The following is a 16,847-nucleotide window of genomic DNA, read 5'->3' as shown; positions in this document are numbered from 1 at the left end:
ACAAAGAATGCCAAACACTTTAATGGGGGTCAGATTCGAATTAAATCTTGAGTTTTCTTGTCAGAATTTAATTGGGGACACATTAAAAAAAGTAGCAAAGGCCTGAGACGGGTCAAAGGCTTGGCGTCGATCCGGCTTCAGGAAACGGTGCCTGAAGGCGGCCGGCCCGCCTTGGCCTTCACCACCCGCCGCTCCGTCGACTTCTGCAAAGTGCCCAGAAAATCATCGTCGCCCGCCGCCCAGCCGCGCAGGGTGGCCTCGGTGAGCGCATCCTGGTCGGCCATGCGTACGCCGGCGCGCACCAACTCGACATAGGCGGCCTCGCGCGCGAACGGCGTATTGCCGAGTTCCCAGTACAACGGGTGCGGCGTCAGCAGCTTGTCGTGCCGCAGCCCCGCGTAGTGGCCGTGGCTGGACCAGGGAAAGTCGCGCGCGTCGGCCACCATGCCGGCCCGCACCGGGTTGAGGTCGATGTAGGCCATGCAGGTCAGCAGGTAGCGCTCGGTCTGGATCAGCGTCGACCTGTAGCGCCCTTCCCACAGGGTGCCGCTGCGGCCGTGGCGGTCATTGAAATAGCGCACGTAGCTTCGCCCCACCGACTGCATGAACTGCGGCAGGCCGGTGGTGCTGTCGGGCGTCGCCAGCAGGTGGAAGTGGTTGTCCATCAGCACGTACGCATGCACCGCGACGCGGAAGCGCACGGCGTTCTCGGCCATCAGCGCGAGCAGCTTCTCGTGGTCCGCCCGGTCCACGAAGATCGGCTGGCGGTTGTTGCCGCGCTGGATCACGTGGTGCGGCATGCCTGCCAGGGTGAGACGGGGAAGACGGGCCATGGATGGTGTTGACGCTCGGGACTTGTATGCTAAGCGGCCCGTTTACAAACAATTGGTGGGAGCCGCGAATGTTCAAGCTTTTCAAGGAATTGATCGATTCGGTGAAGGAAGGCATGGCGGAGGGAAGGGCCGAACTGGCGCAGGAAGCCGCCGAGCGCGAGGCGAAGCTGCAGGAAACCGGTGCGGCGCTGGACGCGCGCCTCGCCGCCTCGTCCCGCTTCGAGAACTTCGCCGTGGCGCTGGCGGCCGTGTACCGGGAGACCTTCGCGTCCGACCTGCGGGAGGCCGAGGAAGCCCGTCGCAGCGCGGTGCATCTGCTGTGCATCGGCATTGCAGACAAGGAGATCGAGCCCTGGAAGAAGCTGCTGGACCGCGACTTCTCCGTCACGGACGGCGAAAGCGCCGAAGCCACGGTGGGAACCATCGCCGGCGACCTCCCCTCCCAGCCCAACGACGGCGACCTGGCGCTGTGGATCGGCCGCGCCAGCCACCTCGCCACGGGCGCGGCGGCAGTCGGCCATGTGGAAGCCCATACGGCACTGGCTTGGCTGGTGCCCGTCGTGGAACTGGCCGTCGAGCGTTTCAGCGGCTGGGACGACTACGCACGCAACTTCCTCGCGGGCGAACGCGACGCGCCGGGCAGCAATTTCGTCGGGCGCAAGCTCCTGGCTTCAGTGACGGAGAAACTGCTCGAAAACGAGCGCAGTCCCTGGAAGACCGTGGCCTGGCCCACGCGGGACGAGCTGCCCGCCCTGCTGGCCTCACGTCCCGCCCGAGAGAACACCGCGGGGCTCAGCCCAGCTTGAAGCGCGTGTCGCCCAGCGCGTCGAGCCCGAACTGCGACAGCAGCTCGCCCAGGCGCGCCGCCGCGCTCGCCTTGCGCTGGCCCGTGTAGCGCGCCAGGATCAGCTCGTTCTTCATGCTGTGCTCCCAGCCGACCAGTTCGGTGACGGTGACGCTGTAGCCGTTGGCTTCCAGATACAGGCAGCGCAGCACGTTGGTGAGCTGGCTGCCGATCTCGCGCGTGTGCAGCGGATGGCGCCACAGCTCGGCCAGCGGGGTGCGCGAGAGCGCCAGCGCCTTGGTCTCGCGCAGGCAGGCGGCCACCTCGGCCTGGCAGCAGGGCACCAGCACCATGCAGCGTGCTTTCTTGGCAAGGCCGAAGGCAATGGCGTCGTCGGTGGCCGTATCGCAGGCATGCAGCGCGGTGACGACGTCGATCTGCGCAGGCAGCTCGCTCGCCTGCGCGGATTCGGCCACGGTGAGATTCAGGAACGACATGCGGCCGAAACCCAGCCGCTGCGCCAGGGCGCGCGAGCGCTCGACCAGCTCGCTGCGCGTCTCGATGCCGTACACATGCCCGCCCTGCCGCGCGCGGAAGAACAGGTCATAGATGATGAAGCCCAGGTACGACTTGCCCGCGCCATGGTCGGCCAGCGTGGCCCCGGCGCCTTCTTCCGGCAGCTCGCGCAGCAGCTGCTCGATGAACTGGAACAGGTGGTAGACCTGCTTGAGCTTGCGCCGCGAATCCTGGTTGAGCCGGCCCTCGCGGGTGAGGATGTGCAGCTCCTTGAGCAGCTCCACCGACTGGCCAGGCTTCAGCACTTCGGCCAGCTCGGCGTCGGCCTTGGCGAGCTTGTTCGTCTTTGCCGCCTTGGGGGCGAATCTGGTGTTCATGGCTTGGCACTCCCGGGGCCGACGTCGAGCGCCGCCCAGCCCGTCGGGCCGAGAGCTTCGAGCGTGTCGATGTTGCGCTCGAAGATCGCTTCCGCCTCGGGAAACGCATCGACCGCGCGGTCCACGCTCTCCTCGCGCAGCAGGTGCAGCGTGGGATACGGCGCGCGGTTGGTGGCGTTGCCGATGTCGTCCGGCTCCGTGCCGGCGAACTGGAATTGCGGATGGAAGCTCGCCAGCTGGAACACGCCGTCGAAACCTGCGCGGGCGAGCCGGCGCTCGGCACGCGCCGTGAAATCGTTGAAATCCAGAAAATCGGCCAAGGTGTTCGGTGCAATCAAAAGGGTGGTGTCGCGCACGGCGGCGTCGAGCGCCGCGAGGTCTCTGGCTTCGGCCAGCAGCGCGTCCATCAGGTCGGCTTCTTCGGCGGGTTCGTACACGGCGTAGTGGATCTGCCCCTTCACGTGCACCGCCTTCGCAAAGGGGCACAGGTTCAGGCCGATCACCGCTCGTTCGAGCCAGCGCCGCATGTCGGCGCAGGCCTGGGCGGCCCCGATTGTCGCCGGGCCGCTCATGCCATCCCCGCCGCAGGGCGAATCCGCCCCAGTCGCCGCGCGATCGTCATGCCGACCAGCGAGCAGGCCAGCGTGGCCGCCCAGGTCCAGTGCCAGCCGCCGACGCGATGCGCCACCCAGGCGACCGCCGGCGGCGCCAGAAACTGGCCCAGCGAGGAGGCCTGCTGCATCAGGCCGACGGTGGTGGACACCGTGGCCGGCCCGGGCGCGAACCGCACGCCGAGCAGAAACAGCGTCGCCGGCACCATGCCCCCGCCCAGCGAGAAGGCGCAGACCGCGACGTAGCGCAGCGCAGGCGGCAGGCCCAGCGCATCGGCGCCCTGCCCGGCCTGGGCGAAAGCCGCGACGCCGCCGAGCGCCATCGCGAGGAAGCCCCATTGGAGCAGCCGCTCGGGCGCCACGCCGCGCTGCAGCCAGCGGCCGCCGGCAATGTTGCCGACGATGTTCATGGCGGCTGCCAGCGCGGTCAGCAAGGCATTCCAGCCGGACGGCACGCCGGCGCCGGCATAGATGGCCGGAAGAAAGCCGATCACCGCCATCCATTGGGCGGAGTAGACGGCGAAGGTCAGCGCGACCAGCCAGGGCGCGCGCGCACCCACCGTGGCGCGCAGCCGGGACGACCAGGCCGTCGAAGCGCCGCCCGCAGCGGCCGGGCGCAGCCGGTCGGCCGGCACCGCCAGCCAGAGCCAGAGCGCGGCCACGGCCGAAACCACCGACAGCGCCCACCACCAGTCAGGCCATCCGCCCCAGCCGATCAGGGCCGGCCCAACCAACAGCGCCAGCGCAACGCCGAGCGGCATGTAGGCGCCCCAGAGCCCCAGCGCGGCCTTGTCGGCGCCCGGAGGCGTCAAGGCGCGGATCAAGCCCGGGCCCGGCATGACGGTCAGCAGAAAACCCACGCCTTCGACGGCCCGCAGCACAAGCAGCCACCGCACCGCAGGGGAGCCTTCAACCGCGCCGCTGCCGACCCAGCCGCCCAGCAGGCTGGCGACCGTCAGGACCACGAGCCCCGTCAGCATGCTGCGCCGCAGGCCGATGCTGTCGGCCGCGAGCCCGGCAACCAGCCCCAGCGTCATGCTGGCGACCTGCACCAGCGACAGCAGGAAGCCAGCCTCGACCAGCCCGATGCCCAGCGAAGCCTGCAGCGCGGGCACCGCGGGCGGCAGCTTGCCGAGGTGCAAGGCGCCGCTCACGCCACCCAGCAGCACGGCGAAGGCGGCAACCGGAACGCGGGGACGCACGGCCGGGCTCACGCGATCCCCCGCCGTCCGGTGAGCCTTTCATGCTCGCGCACGGCGAAGCGGTCGGTCATGCCGGCGATGTAGTCGGCCACCGCGCGGGGCCGGTCACGGCGGTCGGCATACGAGGCGGGCATCTCTCCGCCGCGCTCGATGTAGGCGTCGAACAGCTCCCGCACCACCTGCTGCGCCTGGTCGGTGGTCTGGGTGACCTGCGGATGGCGGTACAGGTTGCGAAAGAGAAAGCGCTTGAGCGCTTCGGATTGCGCCTGCATCGTCTCGCTGAAGGCGACGAGAGGCGGGGCATGCCGCACGGCGTCGGCATCGGCCGGTGCAACGGCTTCGATCGCAGCGCGCGTCGTGTCGATCACGTCGTAGACCTGCGCGCTGAGCATGCGCCGGATGGTCTCGTAGAGCACGCGGCGGCCCTGCAGCCGGGGGTATTCGGCGAGCGCTTCGCGGCGATAGCGCTCGAACAGCTCCACTTCGCCCAGTTGCTCGACGCCGATGAGCCCGGAACGCACCCCGTCGTCGATGTCGTGCGCGTTGTAGGCGATGGCGTCGGCCAGGTTGCACAGCTGCGCCTCCAGGCCCGGCTGCGTACGGTCCAGGAAGCGACGGGCCACGCCATGGGGCTCGGCCGCCTCCAGCCGTTCGGCATTGGCGCGCGAGCAGTGCTTCAGGATGCCTTCGCGCGTCTCGAAGCTCAGGTTCAGGCCGTCGTACTGCGGATAGCGATGCTCCAGCGCATCGACCACGCGCAGGCTCTGCAGGTTGTGCTCGAAGCCGCCGTGCTCGGCCATGCAATCGTTGAGCGCATCCTGGCCCGCGTGGCCGAAGGGCGTGTGGCCCAGGTCGTGGGCCAGCGCGATCGCCTCGACCAGGTCTTCGTTGAGGCGCAGCGCCCGCGCAATCGAGCGCCCCAGTTGCGCGACTTCCAGCGAATGCGTGAGCCGCGTGCGGAACAGGTCGCCTTCGTGGTTCAGGAAGACCTGCGTCTTGTAGACCAGCCGGCGGAAGGCCGTGGAATGCACGATGCGGTCGCGGTCGCGCTGGAAGGCGTCGCGCGTGGGCGCGGGCGGCTCCGCATGGCGCCTGCCGCGCGACTGCGCGGGCTGGCAGGCATAGGCCGCGAGGCTCATCCCTCGCAGCACTGCGCGAGCACTTCGCGCACGAGCGCGTCGGGCGCGCTGCGAACCACGGCCGAGCCGGGCTTGTCGATCACCACGAAGCGGATTTCGCCGGCTTCCGACTTCTTGTCGACGCGCATCAGTTCCAGGTAGCGCTCCGCGCCGAGGGCCGGGCCGACGATCGGCAAGCCGGCGCGTTCGATCAGCCGCGTCAGGCGCTCGACGAATGCGGCATCGACGCCGCCCAGGCGCTGCGACAGATGGGCCGCCATGACCATGCCGCAGCCGACCGCCTCGCCGTGCAGCCACTCGCCGTAGCCCAGGCCCGATTCGATGGCATGCCCGAAGGTGTGGCCGAAATTGAGGATGGCGCGCAGGCCGGTCTCGCGCTCGTCCTGCCCGACGACCAGCGCCTTGATCTCGCAGCTGCGCTTGACGGCATGGGCCAGCGCGGCCGGATCGCGCGCGGTCAGCGCCTCGATGTTGGCCTCGATCCAGTCGAAGAAGGCCATGTCGTAAATCGGGCCGTATTTGATGACCTCCGCCAGCCCCGCGCTGAGCTCGCGCGGCGGCAGCGTCTGGAGCGTGCCCAGGTCGCACACCACGAGCTGCGGCTGGTAGAACGCGCCGATCATGTTCTTGCCGAGCGGATGGTTGATGGCCGTCTTGCCGCCGACCGAGGAGTCGACCTGCGCCAGCAAGGTGGTCGGCACCTGCACGAACGGCACGCCGCGCATGTAGCTTGCGGCGGCGAAGCCCGTCATGTCGCCCACCACGCCGCCGCCCAGGGCGAACAGCACGGTCTTGCGGTCGCTGCCGCGGCCCAGCAGTTCGTCGAAGATCAGGTTCAGCGTCTGCAGGTTCTTGTGCGCTTCGCCATCGGGCAGCTCGAGCAGGTGCACGGTGCGGAAGCGGCCGGCCAGCACGGCCTGCAGCGCCTTGGCGTAAAGCGGCGCCACCGTGGTGTTGCTGACGATCAGTGCGCTGGCCGCGGCCGGCGTGGCGGCAAAGCTCGCGGGGTCGTCCAGCAGGCCGGCGCCGATGAGGATCGGGTAGCTGCGGTCGCCGAGCTGGATGTCGACGCGTTCTGGCGGAGCGGAAAGTACGGACAGGGACATGGCAGCGAGTTTAGGCGCTGCGGCCGGGGCCGGCTCAGTCGGAGGGCTCTTCCGGGTGGGCACCCGGCTCGACGATCCCGGCCAGCTCCAGCTGCATGACGATGATGTTCACCAGCATGGCGATGGACGGACGGCCGGTGTCGACCACGTCGTGCGCCGTGGCCCTGTAGAACGGATCGCGCGCGTCGTGCAGTTCGCGCAGCCGGCCCAGCGGGTCGGCCACCTGCAGCAAGGGGCGCTTGACGTCGTGGCGCAGGCGCCGGAACAGGTCTTCGGGCGAGGAGCGCAGATAGATCACGTGGAAGTGATCGCGCAGCTGGGTGCGGTTGGCTTCCCGCAGCACCGCGCCGCCGCCGGTGGCCAGCACGCCCTGGGCGTTGGCCGCCAGGTCGGCGATCACGGTTTGTTCGAGGTCCCGGAAGGCGGCCTCCCCTTCGCGGTCGAAGTAATCACGGATCGAGCAGCCGATGCGGTGCTCGATCACGTGGTCGGTATCGACGAATGGAAGGTTCAGCCGCATCCCCAGGCGCCGGCCCACTGCGGATTTTCCGGCGCCGGGCAAGCCGACGAGTGCGACCGCCACGCGGTGGCTGCTACGCCCGCGCGTCAGCGCGCGGCGTTGCGGTCGGTAATCATCTTCGGGGTGATAAAGACGAGCATTTCAGTCTTGTTGGCAACGCGTTCGCGCTTGCGGAACAGTGCACCCAAGTAGGGCACTTCACCCAGCACCGGCACGCGCGATTCGTCATTGGTTTCGGTGAGTTCGAAGATACCACCGATGACGACCGTGCCGCCGTTCTCGACCAGCACTTCGGTCTGCACGTGCTTGGTGTTGATGGCCGGGCCGGCGGAAGTGTTGACGCCGCGCGCATCCTTGCTCACGTCCAGGGTCAGGATGATGTTGCCCTCGGGCGTGATCTGCGGCGTCACTTCCAGCTTCAGCACGGCCTTGCGGAACGAAATGGAGGTCGCGCCGCTGGACGTGGCCTGCTGGTAGGGAATTTCCTCGCCCTGCTCGATCAGCGCCTTGGTCTGGTCGGCCGTGATCACGCGGGGGCTGGAAACCAGCTTGCCCTTGCCATCGGCTTCGAGCGCGGAGATTTCGAGGTTCAGCATGCGCGAGAAGCTCGAATTGAAGAGCGAGAACGCGAAGGAACCGGCCGAGTTGCCCGTGCCGCCCGCATCGCCTGCAGGCAGGTTGATGAAGTTGCTGCTGGTCGGCGAGCCGAAAGTGACGGTCGGGCTCGTGGTGGTCGAGCTCAGCGTCGTGGTGCCGCCGGTCGTCGTGGACGAAGAGGTGGTTCCCCCGCCGGTCACCGAGGGCCAGGTGCCGAACGAGTTGTTGCGGTTGATCACGCCGCCGCCCAGCTTGACGCCCAGCGACTTGCCGAAGGTGTCGGAAGCTTCGACGATCCGGGCTTCGATCAGCACCTGCCGCACCGGGATGTCCAGCTTCTGGATGAGGTCGGCGATCTGCGCGAGCCGCGACGGGATGTCCGACACGAACAACTGGTTCGTGCGGGATTCCGCGATCACGCTGCCACGGGGGCTCAGGATACGGGTGGTGGTACCACCACCGCCCCCGCCACCGCCGGAGGCGCCCGTGCCGGTCAGGCCTTGCGCAATGGCAATGGCCTTGGTGTAGTTGAGCTGGAACGACTGGGTCCGCAGCGGCTCCAGGTTCTCGATCGTGGCCTTGGCCTCGAATTCGAGCTTTTCCTTGGCGTTGATCTCATCCTTGGGCGCGATCCACAGCACGCTGCCGTTCTTGCGCATGCCCAGGTTCTTCGCCTGCATGATGATGTCGAGCGCCTGGTCCCAGGGCACGTCCTTCAGGCGCAGCGTCAGGGCGCCGGTCACCGAGTCGGAGGTCACGATGTTGAAGTTCGTGAAGTCGGCGATCACCTGCAGGAGCGAACGGATCTCGATGTTCTGGAAGTTCAGCGAGAGCTTTTCGCCGTTGTAGCCGACGCCCTGGGTCAGCTTGGTCGGATCGACCTTGCGGGCCCGCATCTCGACCACGAACTGGTTTTCGCTCTGGTAGGCGCTGTGCTCCCAGTCGCCCTTGGCCTCGATGGTCATGCGAACGCGGTCGCCGGCCTGCTGCGAGGTGATCAGCTGCACCGGGGTACCGAAGTCCGCCACGTCGAGGCGGCGGCGCAGGCCTTCGGGCAAGGTCGACTTGGTGAACTCCACGACGAGGTTCTTGCCCTGCTGCTTGACGTCGACGCCGACCTGGTTGTTCGGCAGATCGACGATCACGCGGCCGGTGTTGTCGGAGCCGAGGCGGAAGTCGACATCGCGCAGCGGCAGGGTGTCGCGGTTGCGGTTTTCGGCGAAGGTGGTGGCGGCGGACACGGCAAGCGCCGTACCGGCCACGGGCTCGAGCACGACCAGCAGCGACTTGCCCTGGATTTCGGCCTTGTAGGCGGTTGCCTGTTTCAGGTTCAGCACCACGCGGCTGCGGTCGCCGGCCTGGACCACGTTGACCGAGCGCAGGTTGCCCTGGTTCACTTCGATGGCGGAGCGTCCGATGGCGTTCGTGACGCCCGGGAAATCAAGCGCGATGCGTGCAGGCGTCTGAACGGCGAATCCCGCCGGAACCGCGGCGAGCGGCTGCGCGAGGTCGATGCGGATCACTTCCGCGCCGGATTGCGTCGAGCTGGTGACGGATTCGATCGCGTTCTGCGCATGGGCCACGGCCCAGGCGCCCAAGGTCAGCAGACCCAGCCCGGCAGCGCGCAGCCACTGTGCCATCGTTGATTTTTTCTGGTTCATTTCGCACTCTCTTGCAACTGCAGCGTGGCTACGCGTTCGATCCATTCACCGGCGGCGTCCTGCACGATTTCGCGCAAGGCCACTTCGGTTTCGTTGATACGGGTGATGCGCCCGTAGTTGAGCCCCAGGTATTCGCCGACGCGCACCTTGTAGAGCAGCTTGTCGACACGCACCAGCGCCACCGGCTGGCCGTTGCGGTTCATGCTGCCGACCATCGCCATGGCGTCGAGCGGGAAGGCTTCGAGCGCTTCCTTGCGGCGCGCCAGCTCGGGCGCGATCAGCTCCGAGGTGCTCGGCTGGTTCGATTCGCGGCGCAGCGCCTGCGTGAGCTTCAACATGTTGAACGGCTCGAACGAGGAAGCTTCGGTGTAGGTCTGCGGCGTGAACTTCTTGGGCTCCGTGATGCGGGGCACCGAGGGCTTCACCTGGGCGCGCTGCTCGGCCATCCAGCGCTGCAGGTCTTCCTGGTCGGAATCGCAGGCGCTGAGGCCCGCGGCGACCAGCATGACCCCTATGACTTTGGTGGCGACTTTCATTTCTTCGCCTTCGGTGCTGCAGCGCGCTTCTGGGCAGCCCGCTCGTCATCGTCGAGATAGCGGAAGGTGCGCGCCGTGGCGTCCATCGTCAGCGTGTCCTTGTCCTTCAGCGGGGTGATCGTCACGCCGTTGAGCGTCACGATGCGCGAGAGGCCGGCGACGTCGGCCACGAAGGCGCCCATGTCGTGGTACTTGCCGGTGACGCGGACCGCGATCGGCAATTCGGCGTAGTAGTCCTTGACCACCACCTGCCCGGGCCGGAACAGCTCGAACTGCAGGCTGCGGCCAAGCCCGGCCTGGTTGATGTCCGAGAGCAGCGCATCCATTTCCGCCTTGCTGGGCAGCTGCTTCTCGAGCAGGGTCACGTACTGCTGCACCTGCTCGCGCTGCTTCTTCAGCAGGTCGAGGTTGGCGGCCTGCGCGACCTTCTTCTGATAGTCGGCCTTGAGCGTGACTTCCTTGTTGCGCTCGGCTTCGAGTTCGTCGTTCGAATTGGTCAGCCAGACGAACCACAGGGCCACCAGCACCAGTGCGGTCACCGCCAAGCACAGCGCATAGCGCGGTATGGCCGGCCACACGGAGGGGTCGTTCGGATTGAGCCCGCGGAACTGCTCGCTGAAACGCTGCAATGCAGCGCCGACATCCACTTTGGGTAAGGATCGTTTGCTTGCCATGATCGGTTACCCCTTGGATTGCGCCGCGGCGGGCGTCAACGCCTTGTCGGCGGCTTCCTTCTGGGCGTCGGTGGGCCGCTTCAGGCCGATGCGCATCGTGAAGTTGGCGACGCGTCGCTGGTCACGCTGGCTCAGGTTGACGTTCGCCGAAGTGATTTCGACCAGTTCCGGCTTCACGAGCCAGGGGCTGTTGTTGCCCAGGTTGCGCAGCAGTTCGGACACCCGCTCGTTCGACTGCGCCATGCCTTGCAGCGTGACGGTCTGGTTGTCCTGCTTCATGCTGGTCAGGTAGACGCCGTCGGGCAACTGCCGCACCAGTTCGTTGAAAAGGTGGACCGGAAGATTCCGGTCGCCCTGGAGGTCTTCGACCGCCTGCTGGCGTGCGCGCAGGGCCGCGATTTCTTCCTGCAATGTCGAGATTTCCTTGATCTCGACTTCGAGCTTCTTGATCTCCGCCTGGAGAAAGCTGTTCTTCGATTGCTGGGCGGAAATCTGGGCTTCGTACCAGAGGTATCCCAGCACGGAAATCAGTACACCCAGAAGAGCCGCGGCGCCCAGGGTTCCATAGAACGCCTCGCGCCGCCGCTTGCGGGCGGCTTCGCGGTGCGGGAGCAGATTGATCAGGATCACTGCAGAAATCTCCGCATGGCCAGCCCGCACGAGGTGAGGTAGGAAGGTGCTTCGCGCCGCACCTTCTTCTCCCGGATGTTCGGGCCGAAGTCCATGCCGTCGAAGGGATTCACCAGGGAACAGGCGAACGAGGTCTGGCGCGTCACCGCGTTGGTCAGCCCGGGCAGCGACGAGGAGCCGCCCGCCAGCAACACATAGTCCACGCGGTTATGCGGCGTGCTGGTGAAGAAGAACTGCAGCGCACGCGCGATTTCCTGGGCGATGCTTTCCACGAAGGGCTTGAGCACGCCGGAGCCGTAGTCGTCGGGCAGGTCGCCGCTGCGCTTCTTGGCCTCGGCCTCTTCCGCGGAAAAACCGTACTGCCGGACGATCAGCTGGGTCAGCTGGGCGCCGCCGAATGCCTGGTCGCGGTCGTACAGCACTTCCTGATTGCGCAGCACCTGCATGCTGGTGGTGAAAGCGCCCACTTCGAAAAGCGCGACGACGGCGTCGACGCCCTTGCCGGGCAATTGCTCGATCAGCCGGGCGGTCGCCAGGCGCGATGCATAGGACTCGACGTCCAGGATCATCGCCTTCAGACCCGCCGCTTCGGCCAGGCCTTCGCGATCCTGGACCTTCTCCTTGCGGGAAGCCGCAATCAGTACTTCCACGTCGCCGGCCGAAGTCGCACTCGGGCCGGTCACGCAGAAGTCGAGGCTCACCTCATCCAGGGAGAACGGGATGTACTGATTGGCTTCCGACTCGACCTGAATCTCGAGCTCCTGCTCGCTCATGCCGCCCGGAAGAATGATCTTCTTGGTGATCACCGCGGAAGGGGGCAAGGCGAGCGCGACGTTGCGCGTGCGCGTACCGCTCTTGCGGACGACGCGGCGCACGGCTTCGGCCACTTCGTCGAATTTCTCGACGTTGCCGTCGGTGATCCAGCCACGCTCCAGGGGCTCGATGGCACAGCGTTCCAGGACCAGCTTGCCGCTGGCCTCACGGCCGAGCTCGACCAGCTTGACGCTGGACGAACTGACGTCCAACCCCAGCAGGGGAGCGTTCTGACGACGAAACAATGATCCAAGAGAAGCCAAGTGAGGTCCCTTTTCCCCTGTATTTGTAACCAATGGAAAAACTTGCGTTCGGTTGCATGCTAGCAGCAGGCGTAGCGGCAACCAAGCGACGCCAGGGGGCAAAGTTCCGGAGCGTTGTCAAAAGCTGACGGCAAAGCCGCATTCTGTAACTTTTGAATTAGCGCGTCGCGAGGGTAACAAAGATCGGATGGTTCGAAGGGAGCGGCTTTTTATAATGTCGGGTGACTCCCCGGCCCTCCATGCAAGAAAAAACTTCAAGCCCCACAGGGCCAGCCAAGACCCCTCCCCCCAAACGCCCAGCCTGGCTGAGATGGCTGCTGCGCCTGTTCTTCTGGGGATTCGGCATTGCCGCGGCCGGCGTGCTGTCGGTCCTGTGCGTGGTGGCGGTGGCCCTGGCGGTCGCGTATCCCAACCTGCCGGACATCAGCGAGCTGTCGGACTATCGGCCCAAGCTGCCGCTGCGGGTGTTCTCGGCGGAAGGCACGCTGATCGGGGAATTCGGGGAAGAGCGCCGCAACCTGACGCCCATCTCCGCCATTCCCAAGGTCGTGAAGGACGCCGTGCTGGCCGCCGAAGACTCGCGCTTCTATGACCACGGCGGCGTCGACTACAAGGGCATGGTGCGCGCCGGCCTGGCCAACCTGAACCGGGTGAAGAGCCAGGGCGCATCGACCATCACCATGCAGGTCGCGCGCAACGTCTACCTGAGCTCCGAAAAGACGCTGACCCGCAAGGTCTACGAAGTGCTCCTGACCTTCAAGCTGGAGCACCTGCTGACCAAGGACCAGATCTTCGAGATCTACCTGAACCAGATCTACCTCGGCAACCGCGCCTATGGCTTTGCCGCCGCGTCCGAAGCGTATTTCGGCAAGCCCCTGCAGGAACTCACGATCGCCCAGGCCGCCATGCTGGCCGGCCTGCCGAAGGCGCCTGGCGCGAACAACCCGGTGAACAACCCGCAGCGCGCGCGCGGCCGTCAGTTCTACGTGATCGACCGCATGCAGGAGGCCGGCTTCATCACCGCCGAACAGGCGGCCGAGGCCAAGAAGGAAGAGCTGCACCTGCGCGACGCCGCCGACCCGAACCGCCTGCATGCCGAATACGTGGCAGAGACGGTGCGCCAGCTGATGTACGCGCAATACGGCGACAGCACCTACACGCGCGGCCTCAAGGTCTACACCTCGCTGGTGGCGGCCGACCAGGCTGCCGCCTACAAGGCGCTGCGCAAGGGCATCATGGATTACGAGCGCCGCCAGATCTATCGCGGACCCGAGAAGTTCGTCGACCTGCCCGCCGACGCCAAGGACCTCGACGAAGCGGTGGACGACGCGCTCAGCGACCACCCCGACAACGGCGACGTGATGGCCGCCGTGGTGCTCAAGGCCACGCCCAAGCAGATCGACGCGGTGCGCGCCAACGGCGACGCAGTGCAGATCACCGGCGAAGGGCTCAAGCCCGCGCAGTCGGGCCTCTCCGACAAGGCGCCGCCCAACATCAAGATCCGTCGCGGCGCGGTCATCCGCGTGGTGAAGACGCCGAAGAACACCTGGGAAATCACCCAGCTGCCCGAAGTGGAAGGCGCCTTCGTCGCCATGGATCCGCGCGACGGCGCCATCAAGGCGCTGGTCGGCGGCTTCGATTTCGGCAAGAACAAGTTCAACCACGTGACCCAGGCCTGGCGCCAGCCGGGTTCGAGCTTCAAGCCGTTCATCTACTCGGCGGCGCTCGAAAAGGGCTTCACCCCCGCCACCGTCATCAACGACGGCCCGCTGTTCTTCGATGCGGGCACCACCGGCGGCCAGCCCTGGGAGCCCAAGAACTACGGCGGCGGCTACGACGGCCCGATGTCGATGCGCACCGCGCTCATGAAGTCGAAGAACCTCGTGTCGATCCGCATCCTGCAGTCCATCGGCACGCGCTACGCCCAGGAGTGGATCACCAACTTCGGCTTCGACAAGGACAAGCACCCCGCCTACCTGCCGATGGCGCTGGGCGCCGGCTCGGTCACGCCGATGCAGATGGCGGTGGGCTACTCGGTGTTCGCCAACGGCGGCTACCGCGTCAACCCCTACCTCGTGACCCGCATCACCGACCACAAGGACAAGGTGCTGGTCGACAAGCAGCCGCCGCTGCTCAACGAGTCGCTGCGCGCCATTCCACAGCGCAACGCATTCATCATGGACACGCTGCTGCAGTCGGTGGCGCGCGCCGGCACCGCCGCCAAGGCGCAGGCCATGCTCAAGCGGCCCGACCTCTACGGCAAGACCGGCACCACCAACGACTCACTCGACGCCTGGTTCGCCGGCTTCCAGCCGACCATGACCGCCATCTCGTGGATCGGCTACGACACGCCCCGCAACCTGGGCGACCGCGAAACCGGCGGCGGCCTGAGCCTGCCGATCTGGATCAACTACATGGAAACCGCCATCAAGGGCGTGCCGGTGACCGACATCGCGACGGCACCGCCCTCCGGCATCGTGAACTTGGGTGGCGAGTGGTACTACGACGACTACGCACCGGGCCGCGGCGTGGCATCGCTCGGCGTGGAAGCCGCGCCCGTGGCACCGGTCGAAGCCCTGACCGGCGCACCGGTCAGCCCGCCGGCCCCGCCCGAGGAACGCAGCCGCATCCTCGATCTCTTCAGGAACTGACGCGGCGGCGGATCAGGCAGCCGCGAATTCCAGCGGCTGCCCGGCCTGCAAGGTCGCTTCGCGCGAGAGATTGGCGAAGAGTTCTTCGCCGGTCTTGGTGTCGACCCAGGCCTTGCCGTCGTGCCGGTAGTGATAGCCGCCCGAACGCGCGGCCAACCAGATTTCCTGCAGGGGCTTCTGCAGATTCACGATCAACTGGCTGCCGTTCTGGAATGAAATCGTGATCATCCCGCCAACCCTCTGGTTGTCGATGTCGGCATCGGTCGCGTCGTTGATGCGGTCGCAGCTCTCCTCGATGGCGGCGAGCGCGGCTTCGGCGCGGTCCATGTACTCAATGTCGGTCATTACAATTTCGCTATGTTGAACGTTCGCCAAATTCTAGTGAGCACCCGCGTCCGCGCTGCGCTCATGGTCTGCCTCGCCGCAGCCACCAACGGTCTGGCCGCTTGCGGCCAGAAGGGGGCCCTGTACCTCCCAACCGATCCTGCGGCGGCCCAGCGGGCGACGTTGCCCCAACTGCTGACGCCGGGCGGATCGGATTCCACTTCGAGCACGAACACCCCCCCCACGCCAGCCTCGCCGGCCACACCAGCCAGCGGCACCACCACGAACAACACCAACGACAGCAGCGGAACCCGCAAATGACCGGCAGCGTTTCTTCGTCCTCATCCCTGCCCGGCCAACCCCACATCGCCGAGCGCGATGGCGCGCTGCACGTCGAAGGTGTCGCGCTCGACGCGCTGGCCCGCGAGCACGGCACCCCCCTCTTCGTCTACTCGAAGCAGTGGATGCTCGACGCCCTGGCCGCGTACCAGCGCGGCTTCGAGGGGCGCGATGCCCTCATCTGCTACGCCATGAAGGCCAACTCGTCGCTCGGCGTGCTGCGCGTGTTCGCCGAGGCGGGCTGCGGTTTCGACATCGTCTCCGGCGGCGAGCTGTCGCGCGTGCTGGCGGTCGGCGCCGATCCGAAGAAGATCATCTTCTCGGGCGTCGGCAAGACGCGCGCCGAGATGCGCCAGGCCCTCGCGGCCGGCATCGCCTGCTTCAACGTCGAGAGCGAGGCCGAACTCGACGTGCTCAACGAGGTTGCCGCCGCCGAAGGCCGGCGCGCGCCGATCAGCATCCGCATCAATCCGAACGTCGATCCGAAGACGCATCCGTACATTTCCACCGGCCTGAAGGGCAACAAGTTCGGCATCGCGCATGACCGCGCGGTGGAGGCTTACCGCCACGCCGCGAGGCTGCCGGGCCTCGAGGTGGTCGGCATCGACTGCCACATCGGCTCGCAGATCACCGAAGCCTCTCCATACCTCGACGCCTGCGACCGCGTGCTGGACCTCGTGGAGGCCATCGAGGCGGCCGGCGTGCCGATCCATCACCTCGACTTCGGCGGCGGCCTGGGCATCGACTACAACGGCGAAGTGCCGCCCAAGGCCGATGCGCTCTGGCAGCAGCTGCTCGCCAAGCTCGACGCGCGCGGCTTCGGCGGGCGCAAGCTGGTCATCGAACCTGGCCGCTCGCTCGTCGGCAATGCGGGCGTGTGCGTGACCGAGGTGCTCTACACCAAGCCCGGCGAAGACAAGAACTTCTGCATCGTCGACGCGGCCATGAACGACCTGCCAAGGCCCGCGATGTACCAGGCTTTCCAGCGCATCGTGCCGGTGCGCGCCCGCGCCGGCGACGCACCGGTCTACGACGTCGTCGGCCCGGTCTGCGAAAGCGGCGACTGGATCGGCCGCGACCGCGCACTCAACGTGGTGGCTGGCGACATGCTCGCCGTGCTGTCGGCCGGCGCGTATTGCATGAGCATGTCCAGCAACTACAACACGCGCGGCCGTGCCGCCGAGGTGCTGGTGAGCGGCGCGACCGCCAAGCTGATCCGCCGCCGCGAGACGATGGAAGACCAGCTGCGCGCCGAGATCGACGGCTGATCC

At 66.9% G+C, this 16,847-nt stretch carries 17 protein-coding genes; 4 read left to right on the top strand and 13 right to left on the bottom strand.

The window, feature by feature from the left end:
* Positions 1-137 precede the first annotated feature (137 nt).
* Entirely contained in the window at positions 138-833 is a 696-nt protein-coding gene (locus WIX39_RS09940; protein WP_081266463.1) for a transposase, read from the bottom strand.
* A 68-nt stretch (positions 834-901) separates the two neighbouring features.
* On the opposite strand from WIX39_RS09940, the gene WIX39_RS09935 reads away from it, so the two are divergent.
* Complete coding sequence (locus WIX39_RS09935) at positions 902-1,639, top strand: DUF1266 domain-containing protein (protein ID WP_409194990.1); 738 nt, start codon at positions 902-904, stop codon at positions 1,637-1,639.
* Here WIX39_RS09935 and WIX39_RS09930 read toward each other — a convergent pair.
* Genes WIX39_RS09930 through WIX39_RS09880 form a run of 11 tightly spaced genes read right to left on the bottom strand, consistent with a single transcriptional unit; the run spans position 1,626 to position 12,262 of the window.
* Complete coding sequence (locus tag WIX39_RS09930; protein ID WP_106935549.1) at positions 1,626-2,510, bottom strand: class I SAM-dependent methyltransferase; 885 nt, start codon at positions 2,508-2,510, stop codon at positions 1,626-1,628. The genes WIX39_RS09935 and WIX39_RS09930 overlap by 14 nt on opposite strands.
* A complete protein-coding gene (locus WIX39_RS09925; RefSeq protein ID WP_285414973.1) occupies positions 2,507-3,082 on the bottom strand; it encodes a DUF1415 domain-containing protein in 576 nt (191 codons plus the stop codon). The genes WIX39_RS09930 and WIX39_RS09925 overlap by 4 nt, the downstream gene beginning before the upstream one ends.
* Positions 3,079-4,323, bottom strand: a complete 1,245-nt coding sequence (locus WIX39_RS09920; protein WP_409194989.1) for a CynX/NimT family MFS transporter — start codon at positions 4,321-4,323, stop codon at positions 3,079-3,081. The genes WIX39_RS09925 and WIX39_RS09920 overlap by 4 nt, the downstream gene beginning before the upstream one ends.
* 8 nt (positions 4,324-4,331) lie before the next feature.
* Positions 4,332-5,462, bottom strand: a complete 1,131-nt coding sequence (locus tag WIX39_RS09915) for a deoxyguanosinetriphosphate triphosphohydrolase (protein WP_081266468.1) — start codon at positions 5,460-5,462, stop codon at positions 4,332-4,334.
* Positions 5,459-6,568: a 3-dehydroquinate synthase gene (gene aroB / locus WIX39_RS09910; protein WP_409194988.1), complete on the bottom strand. Its 1,110-nt coding sequence runs from the start codon at positions 6,566-6,568 to the stop codon at positions 5,459-5,461. Before aroB ends, WIX39_RS09915 begins: the two co-directional genes overlap by 4 nt.
* 34 nt (positions 6,569-6,602) lie before the next feature.
* On the bottom strand, positions 6,603-7,151 hold the full coding sequence (locus tag WIX39_RS09905) for a shikimate kinase (protein ID WP_081266470.1): 549 nt from the start codon (positions 7,149-7,151) through the stop codon (positions 6,603-6,605).
* A 23-nt stretch (positions 7,152-7,174) separates the two neighbouring features.
* Positions 7,175-9,346 carry a type IV pilus secretin PilQ gene (gene pilQ / locus WIX39_RS09900; RefSeq protein ID WP_081266471.1) on the bottom strand — a complete coding sequence of 724 codons (2,172 nt, stop codon included), beginning with the start codon at positions 9,344-9,346 and terminating at the stop codon, positions 7,175-7,177.
* Positions 9,343-9,882 carry a pilus assembly protein PilP gene (locus WIX39_RS09895; protein ID WP_081266472.1) on the bottom strand — a complete coding sequence of 180 codons (540 nt, stop codon included), beginning with the start codon at positions 9,880-9,882 and terminating at the stop codon, positions 9,343-9,345. Before WIX39_RS09895 ends, pilQ begins: the two co-directional genes overlap by 4 nt.
* On the bottom strand, positions 9,879-10,556 hold the full coding sequence (locus WIX39_RS09890; RefSeq protein WP_081266473.1) for a type 4a pilus biogenesis protein PilO: 678 nt from the start codon (positions 10,554-10,556) through the stop codon (positions 9,879-9,881). Before WIX39_RS09890 ends, WIX39_RS09895 begins: the two co-directional genes overlap by 4 nt.
* Positions 10,557-10,562: 6 nt before the next feature.
* Positions 10,563-11,186, bottom strand: coding sequence for a PilN domain-containing protein (locus WIX39_RS09885; RefSeq protein WP_081266474.1), 624 nt, complete (start codon positions 11,184-11,186; stop codon positions 10,563-10,565).
* Positions 11,183-12,262 (bottom strand): pilus assembly protein PilM, encoded by a 1,080-nt coding sequence (locus tag WIX39_RS09880; RefSeq protein WP_081266475.1) that lies wholly within the window; start codon positions 12,260-12,262, stop codon positions 11,183-11,185. Before WIX39_RS09880 ends, WIX39_RS09885 begins: the two co-directional genes overlap by 4 nt.
* Positions 12,263-12,501: 239 nt before the next feature.
* Here WIX39_RS09880 and WIX39_RS09875 point away from each other — a divergent pair, with 239 nt between their 5' ends.
* The gene (locus tag WIX39_RS09875; protein ID WP_409194987.1) at positions 12,502-14,913 is read left to right on the top strand and encodes a penicillin-binding protein 1A; all 2,412 of its coding nucleotides are present in this window, start codon (positions 12,502-12,504) and stop codon (positions 14,911-14,913) included.
* A 12-nt stretch (positions 14,914-14,925) separates the two neighbouring features.
* Here the strand turns inward: WIX39_RS09875 and cyaY are convergent, their stop codons facing one another.
* Positions 14,926-15,258, bottom strand: coding sequence for an iron donor protein CyaY (gene cyaY / locus WIX39_RS09870; RefSeq protein ID WP_081266477.1), 333 nt, complete (start codon positions 15,256-15,258; stop codon positions 14,926-14,928).
* Between the two features lie 12 nt (positions 15,259-15,270).
* On the opposite strand from cyaY, the gene lptM reads away from it, so the two are divergent.
* Together lptM and lysA are read left to right on the top strand one after the other, a co-directional pair.
* Complete coding sequence (gene lptM, locus WIX39_RS09865; protein WP_409194986.1) at positions 15,271-15,558, top strand: LPS translocon maturation chaperone LptM; 288 nt, start codon at positions 15,271-15,273, stop codon at positions 15,556-15,558.
* Complete coding sequence (gene lysA, locus WIX39_RS09860) at positions 15,555-16,844, top strand: diaminopimelate decarboxylase (protein ID WP_409194985.1); 1,290 nt, start codon at positions 15,555-15,557, stop codon at positions 16,842-16,844. The genes lptM and lysA overlap by 4 nt, the downstream gene beginning before the upstream one ends.
* The last annotated feature ends 3 nt before the right edge of the window (positions 16,845-16,847 follow it).

The sequence above is a fragment of the Variovorax sp. AB1(2024) genome (genome assembly GCF_037482385.2).
In the GTDB taxonomy this organism is placed as follows: Bacteria; Pseudomonadota; Gammaproteobacteria; order Burkholderiales; family Burkholderiaceae_C; genus Variovorax.
Note: the sequence above shows the minus strand (reverse complement) of the source record. Positions and strands in the feature narration are given on the sequence as shown.

Coding starts and splice junctions, on each gene's coding strand:
- WIX39_RS09940 (WP_081266463.1), bottom strand. CDS start 833: ATGGCCCGTCTTCCCCGTCTCACCCTGGCAGGCATGCCGCACCACGTG.
- WIX39_RS09935 (WP_409194990.1), top strand. CDS start 902: ATGTTCAAGCTTTTCAAGGAATTGATCGATTCGGTGAAGGAAGGCATG.
- WIX39_RS09930 (WP_106935549.1), bottom strand. CDS start 2,510: ATGAACACCAGATTCGCCCCCAAGGCGGCAAAGACGAACAAGCTCGCC.
- WIX39_RS09925 (WP_285414973.1), bottom strand. CDS start 3,082: ATGAGCGGCCCGGCGACAATCGGGGCCGCCCAGGCCTGCGCCGACATG.
- WIX39_RS09915 (WP_081266468.1), bottom strand. CDS start 5,462: ATGAGCCTCGCGGCCTATGCCTGCCAGCCCGCGCAGTCGCGCGGCAGG.
- aroB (WP_409194988.1), bottom strand. CDS start 6,568: ATGTCCCTGTCCGTACTTTCCGCTCCGCCAGAACGCGTCGACATCCAG.
- pilQ (WP_081266471.1), bottom strand. CDS start 9,346: ATGAACCAGAAAAAATCAACGATGGCACAGTGGCTGCGCGCTGCCGGG.
- WIX39_RS09895 (WP_081266472.1), bottom strand. CDS start 9,882: ATGAAAGTCGCCACCAAAGTCATAGGGGTCATGCTGGTCGCCGCGGGC.
- WIX39_RS09890 (WP_081266473.1), bottom strand. CDS start 10,556: ATGGCAAGCAAACGATCCTTACCCAAAGTGGATGTCGGCGCTGCATTG.
- WIX39_RS09875 (WP_409194987.1), top strand. CDS start 12,502: ATGCAAGAAAAAACTTCAAGCCCCACAGGGCCAGCCAAGACCCCTCCC.
- cyaY (WP_081266477.1), bottom strand. CDS start 15,258: ATGACCGACATTGAGTACATGGACCGCGCCGAAGCCGCGCTCGCCGCC.
- lptM (WP_409194986.1), top strand. CDS start 15,271: ATGTTGAACGTTCGCCAAATTCTAGTGAGCACCCGCGTCCGCGCTGCG.
- lysA (WP_409194985.1), top strand. CDS start 15,555: ATGACCGGCAGCGTTTCTTCGTCCTCATCCCTGCCCGGCCAACCCCAC.